This window comes from Limnoraphis robusta CS-951, assembly GCF_000972705.2.
Map to the genome: position 1 here is coordinate 16,980 of NZ_LATL02000276.1, position 10,913 is coordinate 27,892.

Genomic DNA, 10,913 nt, shown 5'->3' on the forward strand with positions numbered 1-10,913 from the left:
TGTTTGAAGTTAACGCCTCAAACTTAAGTTTAGCTAACTGAGACTCAGAAATTCGCGTCTCCTTCGTTAATTTTTGCACAATCTTAGAGGGTTTGAATATTTCACCTCCGAGAAATCAAATTTGATTGTTAGCCGAGGAGACTGGGTAGAGTTAGAGGAACGAAGGGAATTTTAGACAGAGATGTTACAGGTTTTTAACAGCAACATCCGATAGTAAAGTAGAAGTTATTTTCCAATCTAATCTACTTTTGTTTGATCACAACAACAGTCATATCATCAAAAACTTGTTGCTGACCAATATATTGCTGAACATCGGTTACAATGGCTTGTCGAATGTGTTCAGCAGAGTTTTGATGGTTTTTGGAAATCACTTCACATAACCGTTCTAAACCATATTGATCACTCTCAATATTTTCGGCTTCGGTAATTCCATCCGTGTATAAAACAATCACATCCCCCGGATTTAAAGAAATTGTTTGTTGAGCAATAAATTCAGAAACATCTGCATCTAACCCAATGGGAAAACCCAAGTCAACGGTATCAATTCGTTCAACTTCTCCATTAACTCTCACTACAATAACTTCTTCATGTTGACCACTTAATTGAATCGAACGATTGGTATAATCAAGCAGTGCTAACGTCATATTTTTACTGGAACTCATACGCTGAATATTGCCATACAAAGTGCGATTAAGAATATCTAAAAATTTCACCGGATCAGTTTCCGAACTTTCCTGTAAGGTTCGCACGGCTGTTTGTGCCATGATCATCAATAAACCGCTTTCTAATCCATGTCCGGTTACATCTCCGATGCCAATTTTTACCTGATCATTGTATTGTAAGACATCATAATAATCTCCACCTATTACATCAGCAGGTTGAATAAAACTGGCAATTTCTAAATCTTTTATTAATTCTAATTCTAAAGACTTTGGTAAAACCATTTTTTGTAATTTTTGAATCACTTCTATTTCCGCCGATAAACGCAAATTTTCTGCTCTTAAATGACACATATTAATCTGATTGGCAATCCGCGCCAGAAGTTCATCTTTAGAAAAAGGTTTTGTCAGATAATCATTCGCCCCGACATTCAAACCGATAACAATATCTTCAACTTGGGTTTTAGCCGTGAGTAAAATAATCGGTACTTCAGTGGTCGGAAAACGTTCTCTAATTTTTTGAGTGACTTGATAACCTGTCATTTTAGGCATCATCACATCCAATAAAATAATATCAGGTTTATATCCTTCCTGAATCAAAGCTAAAGCTTCTTCACCATGACTCGCTTGAGTAATAGCATAATGATGTAGGGAAAGTATATTCACCAAAACTTGTAAATTAATCGGTTCATCATCGACAATTAAAACCGATATATTGGAATTTTTATTGTCAATATTGATTGATTTTGTTAATTCAATCTCAGGCTTTAAGGGTTGATAGACTTTGTTTTCAGGTTCTAGCCTCATGCTAGATTTAGGTATGATTTCCGACTTTACTCCTGTCGAAATCGGTAACGTAAAAGAAAATATTGAACCTTCATTGACACGGGAAGAAACACTAATTCTCCCTCCATGTAATTCTACCAATTGCTTGGTAATCGCTAAACCTAATCCTGTCCCCCCATATTCTCTAGAAGTTGTCCCTTCCGCTTGTTCAAACGACTCAAAAATCCGTTCAAACTTATCTTCTGAAATCCCAATTCCCGTATCCGAAACAATCACTTTTACAAACTTCTGATCTCCTTCTGAATCTTCAACAGCTTCAGCTAAGACTTCTACTTGACCCGAAGGTGTAAATTTTATCGCATTTCCAACTAAATTATGTAAAATCTGTTCGAGACGATTTTCATCCGCTTGTACAAGAGGAAGATCCGCAGAAACTGAATTCATCAATTGTAAATTCTTCTTCCCGACAAGCGGTTGACTCAGAGTAATAACCAAGTCTGTAATTGCGCGTAAATCAACCGCTTTCAGTTGTAAATCTAGATTTTGGTGGCGAAGTTTAGAAAAGTCTAACAGGTCATTGACTAAACTCGACAAACGACGACCACTGGAAACAATCATCGTTAAATTAAAGTTTGTCTGTTGTGAAAGTTCACCCGTTGCGCCATCAATTAAAGACTCGGCAATCCCAATAATCCCATTAAGCGGTGTTCGCAATTCGTGAGAAGTATTTGCTAAAAATTCATCTTTGAGTTGATCAAGACGTTGGAGATTATTATTGGCTTGTTCGAGAGCTTCTTCCCGTTCTCTTAACGTAATTGTTGCCAATTCAACCGCTTTTTTCAAACGAGTTGGCGCACTCACTAAAACAAACACTAACCCCCCCGCTAATATTGCGGTAACACTTCCACCGAACCCTAGCCAACCGGATAGCGGAGAATCAGTTATCCATCCCTTCTTAGGAACGGCTGCTAACTCCCAAGAACCATTCGGTAAAGTAATAGAAGATAGAACGGGATTTTGTTGGAAAATTGCCCGATCTCCGAAAAAAACTTCTCCTTGTTCACCGAGTCCATCTTTCCCGCGAATCGCATATTTTATAGATGATTTTTTTTCTAAGAGTCCCGCTTCTTTAAAGAGCGTATCTTGATCAAGAATAATCCCTGTTAATCCCCAATAAGAGCCACTTTCTGGCGCTTGATTGGGTGGAGTGAGAAAAATCGGAGTTCGCGCAATAAACGCAACACCCCCTTCTACCAAACAAGACGGTTGATTATTCTCAGAATTGTTAGTAGGAATGCGGCGAGCATCTGGGGGACAAATATCAGAAATTTGGGTCATTCCGACGAGGTTGACGGGTCCTGCAACAATCGTTTGACGATTTTCGATAGCACGTTCAATAGCTTCTCGTTCTTCCGGGATAGACATCGGACTAAAGCCAACAGCAGCTTCATTTCCTTGGAGGGGATAAATGTGGCTAACGGTATTCTCTTTGTATAGTACAACACTGCGAATCCCTCGTTGTTCGGCAATAATCACTTGAGTTAGGCGTTCAAAGGTTTTTTGGTCAAGGTTGGGGTTAACAGTCGAAACATAGGCGACTAATCCCCGAGTCAGAAATAATCGCTGATTCAGGGCTTTTTCAAGGTTGGCTCTGACGGTACTGAGTTGCGCTAGGACTTTGGCTCGATTTTGTTGCTCAAACCGTTCTCGTTCAGTATGTTCTACCCATCCGACTGTCGCCAAAATAGCAATTCCGGTGAGGAAAGCAGCGAGGGTTGCTTTGGTATGATCGCGATGGAGGGGATGCTTGAACATAGGAAAGTGCTAATCAATCAGATGCCGTTGAAAACTGAAATCGATACAATCCACTTATGTTCAATTATCGTCAAAGCGACCCGATCTGGAATATTTTTGATACACAATTGAGCAGAAGATTCATTCAATTCTTGAGAATATTGCTATTTTTCATCTAAAATGCACAAAAATAAGTATTTGTCAATCTATAAAATTAATAAATTGCTTCACAGACTCAGATTCACAACCAGGAAAAGTAAGCTTCTTGCAGACCAGTGTTAATATCGATTTATCACTTGTATCCTTGAATCAACGGTGACACTATCGACTGATCCAATGACTTTGGCAACAACGCTTGCAAATCGGTGGCGTTCCCAACTCCAGAACGACTACCCAAACCACAGTAGCAGCACAAGCGAAAGTATTATACAGTGGTTGCTAGGGTCAAATTTGGCGGCGTTGGAAAGCTTTACACCCACTGAACAATCAGCCTTTGAACAAGGGGTAAACTTTCGCTATCGTGTCTTGCAACAACGCTATCTAGACGTTTCCCCTGAACAAGCCTATCGCAACTTGATGAAGCGATTGGGGAGTTTAGTCATTTTACGTCAGAAAATTCAGGCTTGGGTGGCGACCAGTCGAGATCGTCAGCGAAATGTGGTCGATGTCTTACAAGAAGTGATCCAAGAAATGCTGAATAGCGATCGCTACTTACAGCAGCAACTTCAATGGATCGCGGAATGTACAACGGATTCTCGCTTGCGAAATGCTCTGTTACTCGCGAGTTTGGAAGAATACTGTCTGCGACCGATTCGCAATCAACCTCTATTAGTTTATCGCTTTGTTAACTATTTGCGTCGTTCTCAACGGGGGGGATTAACCCAAGTTCCGACAGGTGAGTGGGTGCGACAAGTCTCAGAGGAGATGATCTCCGATGAAACCGAAGAAAGAATTAGTTTGCTTGATGAACAAGCTGTTGCTCAATACGAAGATAGCCAACAACTCGAAGAACAACAAATTCAACGTTTAACGGTACAAGCGGAGTTTGAAACCTACCTCAGAGAAAAAGTAGATCCGATTGCCGCTCAATGGTTACAATTGTATTTGAAAGGAGAGTCTCAAGAAGCGATCGCCCAGGCGTTGAATCTGCCAATTAAGCAAGTCTATCGTTTACGAGAGAAAGTCAGCTATCATGCTGTTCGGAATTTTGCCTTAAAACACGCACCTGAGTTAGTTAACGGTTGGTTAGGAACGTCTTTGTCAGAAAACCGTCTAGGCTTAACCCCCAGTCAATGGGAAGAGTATTGGCATAGTCTTACTCCGATACAACGTCAACTGATAGAAGATTTGATAGCAGGTCAAACCATTGAAGCGATCGGCAAACGTCTCAACTTAAAAACGACTCAAGTTATCAGTGAATGGACAAAGCTTTACTTGAATGCTCAAGCGATTCGCAATCGATAAATGCTCGGGTTAATGTTCACAATCAATGTCTTTTGAATAGGAGATGAAGTTGAAAAATTGAGTCGTTCAAAGTGTTTCTATTAAAGCAATTGAGCCTAGAGTTAAAAGCCAGGGGAAGAGAGAGCAAGCTTGAGGAGTTGACAGATCCGATCAAATATCCTACTCTAAGCGTAGAACTTGAGTTGAGACTGTAGAACGGTAGAGTTTTGTTGATATTAATACTCTAAGTCAAGCCCCATCTATTATCCAAGAAATCTGGAGGAAAAAAGCAAATCGATGAGTCGATCAATGTTAGCCTCTGTAAAGAATTGGAAATAAATATTGCGAAACCCCAAAATGATTTGACTGATTGCTGCTGATCTACTTAAAGAGCATATAAAATCTAAGTATACTGAACCATAACAAGATTCTTTGATAAGTACAAGTAAGGGTTTTTCGTCTACTTCTAAATTCTTAATAAGTTCAAATTTGAATTAATGGTCATCCTATAGCATATGTATTTACCTAGTAAAAGAGTATTGAGTTCGGCGATTACAGCACTGCGGTTTGAAGACCAGATGGAAACGATTCTCCACTGGGCAAGTCGCCATGAGAGTCGTATGGTTTGCGTGGCTAACGTTCACATGGTCATGGAAGCCTATTGGCAGCCTAAATTTGCTCAAATTCTACACAACGCCGATCTCGTCACACCCGATGGAATGCCTTTAGTGTGGATGTTAAAGAAAATGGGTGTGCCTCAAGATCGGGTGGCGGGAATGGATATTTTATTAAGATTATGTCAGTCAGCCCCTTCATACGATGTCAGCGTTTTTTTCTTGGGATCGGAAACTCAAATTTTACAGAATATTGAACATAGACTGATTGAAGACTTTCCTAAGTTGCAAGTCGCAGGGTTACGTTCTTTACCCTTTAGACCCCTCAACCCGGCTGAAGATGAAGCTGTTATTCAAGAGATTAATGATAGTGGTGCTGGAATTGTCTTTGTGTCTCTCGGATGTCCCAAACAAGAGCGGTTCATGGCTCAACATCGGGGAAAAATTAAAGCCGTAATGATTGGAGTGGGAGCCGTTTTTCTGATCTATGCCGGACTGCTGACTCGCGCACCCATCTGGGTTCGAGAAGCCGGCTTAGAATGGTTCTACCGTTTGGTACAAGAACCGACTCGGCTTTGGGAGCGTTATACTCAGACTATCCCTCCTTTCGTTTGGTTAGCCGTCAAACAATTGCTGACAGAATCTCAACAGGATCAACTCTATTCCCGACTTCCCCTGTATCGACCCGTCGGCGAAATGTTATTAGAAGCAGGCCTACTTTCTAACGAACAAGTTTCTACTATCTTACAGGCTCAGGCAGAAGACCCGAAACGGCGCTTTGGAGAAATTCAAGCTCAACAAGGTTGGTTGAAACCGGAAACCGTAGACTTTTTTGCTGAAGAAATTCCTCGTTTAGCAATAGAAAAGCAAAAAAAACCCATCGGTTATTACTTAAAATCTGCCGCTCTCCTCAATGATGATCAAATTGACATCATCCTTAGAGAACAGCAGAATAATCGTTTACGATTTGGAGAAATAGCCGTTCAAGCCGGATGGATAAAACCAGCCACCATTAATCTCTTACTTGAATATATGGGGCCTCGATACCTCCCACAAGAGGATTATCATTACCACCTCACAGCCGAACCCGAGACTCCCCAAAAATCCCCTATTCACGGTGGCTAAAAGTAGCTCAAAATCTAGAGAGAGCCAGAGAAACCTGATGAAGTTGGGTTATCCTCTAGCCCTCTTTTCACTTTGATTTTGAACCGTTATAAGTTACTTTGAATGAGTTCCCGATACAAACTCTTGGGTTGAACACCTTGTAGGTTTTTGACCAGTTCTTTGTGCTTAAATAACTGAATCGTTGGCGTTCCATTCACTCCTGCATTTTGAGCAATTTCAGGATCTTGCTCAATATCAATCTCAACAAAGTGCATCTTACCCTCAAACTCATCAACCACCTTATCTAATATCGGCTTCAGACGGTGACAAGGCCCGCAGTTGGGAGAAACATATTTCACCATAATCAGGCGATCGCTCTGGTGGTACAACTTCCGCAGCGCATAACCCCCCAGATGACGAGTTGCTTGGGGATCAAAGCTTTCCTCAGTATCGGCTACACTTTCTGAAGGGGTTTTTTCTTTGGCGGGTTCTGGGGTTTCGGCTTGTTTAAACTCCTGCACTAAGCCATTTGCAGATAACCACCGTTCTGCTAACATCGCCCCCATACAACCACTTCCGGCGGCTGTAATTGCTTGACGGAACTCATGATCTTGAACATCTCCCACCGCATAAACCCCTTCTACAGAGGTTTCTACACTGCCATGTTGGGTGACAATATAACCCGTCTCGTCGAGTTCAATTTGTCCTTTGACAATTTGAGTATTAGGAGTGTGGCCGATCGCATAGAATAACCCACCCGCCGGGAGTTCGGTTTGTTCACCTGTTTGTCTATTAACTACCCGAACTCCTTCCATTTTGCCATTCCCGAACACATCGACGGCTTCTGTATTCCAGTGAACGGTGATTTTCGGATGTTCTAATACCCGTTGCTGCATAGCTTTACTGGCTCGGAGTTCATCTCGACGCACCAACAAATGAACGTGAGAGCCGTATTTCGTCAAATAAACCGCTTCTTCTGCTGCCGTGTCGCCGCCCCCAATCACTGCGAGTTCAACCCCTTTGAAAATCGGACTCGCTCCATCACAAATCGCACAAGCCGATATTCCGTGACTCCAGAATTTCTGTTCACTGGGTAAATTTAACCGTTTGGCGGTGGCTCCTGTTGCCAATATAATCGTATGGGTTTTGACTTCTCGTTCGTCTGAACGCACGGTAAACGGACGTTGACTCAGATCAACTTCGATCACGTCTTCGGTGTACAACTCGGCTCCCCAACGTTCCGCTTGAGCCTTCATTCTATCCATCAGTTGTGGCCCGGTGATCCCTTCTGGAAAGCCCGGAAAGTTCTCAACTTCGGTGGTGGTCATGAGTTGTCCGCCTGGAATTCCACCCATTTGATAGCCTTCAAACAGCACAGGCTTGAGGTTGGCTCGTCCGGCATAGATGGCGGCTGTATAACCCGCAGGCCCCGAACCAATAATCACAACGTTTTCGACTGCTGGATTCGTCATTGCCCCTTATTTAAACTCATAACGACTTCGTTTAAGACTATTATAGCGAGTTTTTGGTAAGATTTCAAACGCTAAGACGTTGAGCCTCTGCCTAAGCGAAAGATAGTTCTAACGATTAGTCTACAATTAATATATCCCATCGCTTCAGTCGCTTTAAAATTGTTTTGGCACTCAGAAGTAAACGAATCGAATCAAAAAGTAACGAGAGCAAAACTTTATTCCTCGAAAAAATATTGACCGCCATGAAACAATCTGATAGTATTAATAGAATGAGCGACAGTCTCAATCTCAAAAGCCACTACACTCGAAAAAATTGCTAATCCCGTCAAAAGAATATCAGTTTTTGTTGTAAACTTTTACCGGAAACCACCAACCGACACAATGCAACGAGTTTTAGAACCGGAAGTCATGGATACTTGGGAGGAAGCTGTTGAGTATGATTCAATGGACTTCACCGCAGTTAATACCGCCTTTGCAGAACAGAGTTTGACATTAGGGCCACAAAAAGCCAAAGTTCTCGATGCTGGAACCGGAACTGCTCGCATTCCCATTTTAATCGCTCAACACCGCCCTGACTGGGAGATTATCGCGATCGATTTGTCGGAAAATATGTTAAAAATTGGTCAGCAAAATGTAGATCTTGCGAAGGTACAAACTCAAATCCAATTAGAACGAGTAGATGCCAAACAACTTCCCTATTCAGAGGGGGAGTTTGATCTGGTTATTTCTAATAGTATTATACATCATTTGAGCGATCCAATTCCTTTTTTGAGAGAATTAAAACGGGTTCTCAAACCCCAAGGGGGAATCTTTTTGCGGGATTTATTGCGACCTGTGGATGAAGCGACAAGAGATGAATTAGTCGAACAATATGCCGGAGATTGTAACGCTCATCAAAAACAACTGTTTAGAGATTCATTGCAAGCGGCATTTACCCTTGAAGAAGTTAATCAAATGATCGCCGAAGTGGGATTAGAAAACGTAAAAATTTATCAGTCTAGCGATCGCCATTGGACAGTCGAACGAGCGGCTCAAAGCTGAAAAGGGATTAAGGGATTTGCTCAACAAATTCTCGTAAACAATGATAATCCTCTTGACTATAAGCAACTAAAATCACCTGTTCGATAGAAGTTTGAGGATTGTTATTAAAAAACTGTTGAATTTCAGTTACCGCAATTTGAGTCGCTCGTTGTAAGGGAAACCGATAAACACCCGTACTAATGCTGGGAAAAGCAATCGTTTTTACGCCATTTTGTTGAGCTAATTTTAAACTATTGCGATAACAACTGGCTAATAATTCATCTTCATGGCGATCGCCGCCTCGCCAAACCGGGCCTACCGTATGAATCACCCAACGACAGCGAAGATCATAACCTGCGGTAATTTTGGCTTCTCCAGTCGGACAACCCTGTAACTGACGACATTCTTGTAGTAAACGAGGGCCAGCCGCCCGATGAATCGCCCCATCAACGCCACCGCCACCCAACAAGCTTTCATTGGCGGCGTTGACAATTGCATCGACTTGTTGTTGAGTAATATCGCCTTGAATCACTTGAATTTGAAACATGGCTTAATGAATTAAAAATCACAAAATACTCTAGGTAAAATCTTACATCATCCTGGAGCGCAGTCTAACTCAGAGTAGGATTAGGATAACATCCGATTAATTTTCACAGCCAATTTCTAACAGCTAAATCGATGAGCATTCGCGGTATTGACGTTTCTGACTATCAACCCAACGTAGACTGGAAAGCCGTTGTCGATGCTGGGATTACCTTTGCATTCATCAAAGCAACAGAGGGTGAAAGCTTTGTCGCTGAACTGTTTAACACCTACTGGAAACAAAGCAAAGCCAACGGCCTGTTACGAGGAGCATACCACTTCTTTCGACCGACTGCGAGTCCCCAAGGACAAGCTTATAACTTCCTGGCGACTGTCAAACCAGAAGCCGGAGATTTACCCCCCGTTTTAGATATCGAAACCACCGATGGTTTAGACACAGAAACGCTGTGCGATCGCGCTCAAGAGTGGATAGAGATCATCGAACGAGAAAGCGGATTTCGTCCAATTATTTACACCTATCCGGGATTTTGGCAAAGTTTAAATACTAAACGTTTTTCCGAGTATCCGTTGTGGATTGCTCATTATACCACAGCCGAACAACCGTTAATTCCAGGCGGTTGGAAAACCTGGCTATTTTGGCAATTTACAGATAAAGGCGAAGTCACAGGTGTCAATGGTGGAGTCGATGTTAACCTATTTGAAGTTTCCACAACAGGGGCGACTGGATCAAAAGTAGAAGATTTGCAAAGCCGATTAAAAAATCGTGGATTTGATCCAGGGTCAATTGACGGGATTTTTGGAAATGGTACCAAAACAGCAGTATCAAAGTTTCAGAAATCTATGGGATTAAGCGAAGATGGAATTGCTGATTTAAAAACCTGGACTGCGTTACTCGGTAAATTTGAATCTTCAGTGCTTCCGACACCTGAACCGACACCTGAACCGACACCGCAACCGAAGCAAGATTTAATCGCGATCTGCAAAGCCTATAAAGGAGAACCCCGTCAAAACGAAGCGTTAAAATGGTTGCAACAGCAGATTCTAAAGACAATGCTACTGGAATTTACTCGACGTTGGCGGAATCAATCTCAACTTCCGAGTCGTTCAGTTGATCTGATTGATGTTTGTAAATATTATCGGGAATTATCCACTCAAGACGTATCTCTGCGGTGGTTACAAAGACAAATTCCGATAGCAACTTGGGAGGAATTTGAACAAAAATGGAATCAACCTCAAGTTCCAGTCAGTCAGCCCGATATTCGCTTAGTTGACGTGTGTCAATATTATCAAGGATCTCCCACCCAGAAAGAAGCCCTCGAATGGCTACAAACTCAAATTCCTTCAGAGACACTCTCTGAATTTGCTCAACGTTGGCGAAAACCCAATTCTAAATCCAACTTTCTGCCGATAAGGGGTCGCCCGTTATAATGGGAAGCATTTAGCGGGTGGGGAATTTTTATTAACAGAAAGCTATTTTT

The 10,913-nt window shown here is 42.0% G+C and carries 7 protein-coding genes; 4 read left to right on the forward strand and 3 right to left on the reverse strand.

Annotated features, from left to right (window positions below; all coding sequences use genetic code 11):
- Nucleotides 1-242: 242 nt before the first annotated feature.
- Nucleotides 243-3,260: a SpoIIE family protein phosphatase gene (locus tag WN50_RS23430; RefSeq protein ID WP_046276995.1), complete on the reverse strand. Its 3,018-nt coding sequence runs from the start codon at nucleotides 3,258-3,260 to the stop codon at nucleotides 243-245.
- 315 nt (nucleotides 3,261-3,575) lie between these two features.
- On the opposite strand from WN50_RS23430, the gene WN50_RS23435 reads away from it, so the two are divergent.
- Both WN50_RS23435 and WN50_RS23440 read left to right on the forward strand, forming a co-directional pair.
- Nucleotides 3,576-4,703: a HetZ-related protein 2 gene (locus tag WN50_RS23435; protein ID WP_046276996.1), complete on the forward strand. Its 1,128-nt coding sequence runs from the start codon at nucleotides 3,576-3,578 to the stop codon at nucleotides 4,701-4,703.
- 494 nt (nucleotides 4,704-5,197) lie between these two features.
- Complete coding sequence (locus tag WN50_RS23440; RefSeq protein ID WP_046276997.1) at nucleotides 5,198-6,421, forward strand: WecB/TagA/CpsF family glycosyltransferase; 1,224 nt, start codon at nucleotides 5,198-5,200, stop codon at nucleotides 6,419-6,421.
- 86 nt (nucleotides 6,422-6,507) lie between these two features.
- Here WN50_RS23440 and trxB read toward each other — a convergent pair whose 3' ends face one another.
- The gene (trxB, locus tag WN50_RS23445) at nucleotides 6,508-7,872 is read right to left on the reverse strand and encodes a thioredoxin-disulfide reductase (RefSeq protein WP_046276998.1); all 1,365 of its coding nucleotides are present in this window, start codon (nucleotides 7,870-7,872) and stop codon (nucleotides 6,508-6,510) included.
- Between the two features lie 381 nt (nucleotides 7,873-8,253).
- Here trxB and WN50_RS23450 point away from each other — a divergent pair, with 381 nt between their 5' ends.
- Nucleotides 8,254-8,913, forward strand: coding sequence for a class I SAM-dependent methyltransferase (locus WN50_RS23450; RefSeq protein ID WP_046276999.1), 660 nt, complete (start codon nucleotides 8,254-8,256; stop codon nucleotides 8,911-8,913).
- 7 nt (nucleotides 8,914-8,920) lie between these two features.
- Here the strand turns inward: WN50_RS23450 and WN50_RS23455 are convergent, their stop codons facing one another.
- Complete coding sequence (locus WN50_RS23455) at nucleotides 8,921-9,439, reverse strand: O-acetyl-ADP-ribose deacetylase (protein ID WP_046277000.1); 519 nt, start codon at nucleotides 9,437-9,439, stop codon at nucleotides 8,921-8,923.
- Nucleotides 9,440-9,570: 131 nt separating this feature from the next.
- Between WN50_RS23455 and WN50_RS23460 the strand changes: the two genes are divergently transcribed.
- Nucleotides 9,571-10,863: a GH25 family lysozyme gene (locus WN50_RS23460; RefSeq protein ID WP_046277001.1), complete on the forward strand. Its 1,293-nt coding sequence runs from the start codon at nucleotides 9,571-9,573 to the stop codon at nucleotides 10,861-10,863.
- The last annotated feature ends 50 nt before the right edge of the window (nucleotides 10,864-10,913 follow it).

Bases quoted from the DNA above. Each gene is read 5' to 3' on its own strand.
- WN50_RS23430 (WP_046276995.1), bottom strand. From the start codon at position 3,260: ATGTTCAAGCATCCCCTCCATCGCGATCATACCAAAGCAACCCTCGCT.
- WN50_RS23435 (WP_046276996.1), top strand. From the start codon at position 3,576: ATGACTTTGGCAACAACGCTTGCAAATCGGTGGCGTTCCCAACTCCAG.
- WN50_RS23440 (WP_046276997.1), top strand. From the start codon at position 5,198: ATGTATTTACCTAGTAAAAGAGTATTGAGTTCGGCGATTACAGCACTG.
- trxB (WP_046276998.1), bottom strand. From the start codon at position 7,872: ATGACGAATCCAGCAGTCGAAAACGTTGTGATTATTGGTTCGGGGCCT.
- WN50_RS23450 (WP_046276999.1), top strand. From the start codon at position 8,254: ATGCAACGAGTTTTAGAACCGGAAGTCATGGATACTTGGGAGGAAGCT.
- WN50_RS23455 (WP_046277000.1), bottom strand. From the start codon at position 9,439: ATGTTTCAAATTCAAGTGATTCAAGGCGATATTACTCAACAACAAGTC.
- WN50_RS23460 (WP_046277001.1), top strand. From the start codon at position 9,571: ATGAGCATTCGCGGTATTGACGTTTCTGACTATCAACCCAACGTAGAC.